The organism is Pseudomonas sp. HY7a-MNA-CIBAN-0227, from assembly GCF_040310325.1.
Lineage (GTDB): Bacteria > Pseudomonadota > Gammaproteobacteria > Pseudomonadales > Pseudomonadaceae > Aquipseudomonas.
In genome coordinates this window covers 1-257 of record NZ_JBEOPT010000233.1, presented here as the reverse complement: position 1 = coordinate 257, position 257 = coordinate 1, and the positions used below count along the sequence as shown (strand labels likewise).

The 257-nt window shown below is 41.2% G+C and carries 1 protein-coding gene; it reads right to left on the bottom strand.

Translation table 11 applies throughout. The features are described from left to right. Positions 1-257: hypothetical protein (locus AAEZ06_RS27715; RefSeq protein WP_350617349.1), on the bottom strand; the 257-nt coding region annotated here is incomplete at both ends.

Genomic DNA, 257 nt, shown 5'->3' with positions numbered 1-257 from the left:
AATCGATGGTCTGTTCGCTGTAGCTAATATTTGAAAGTACGTTTACCCAGCTGACGGTTGTGTCTGTCTCCACAGTTTGTGTGGCAGGCTGGGTTAAGTTGATACCATACTTAGGAAAAGCAGACGACTGGACACTTACTTGGTTAGAAGTACTATTTAGATTAAGGTTAGTACCATTATTAACAATATAACTGGCGTTAGCAGTGTTCTCGATAAAGTGTAGCAGAGGGTTAGGTGCTGCTAGAGCAGTATTTGAT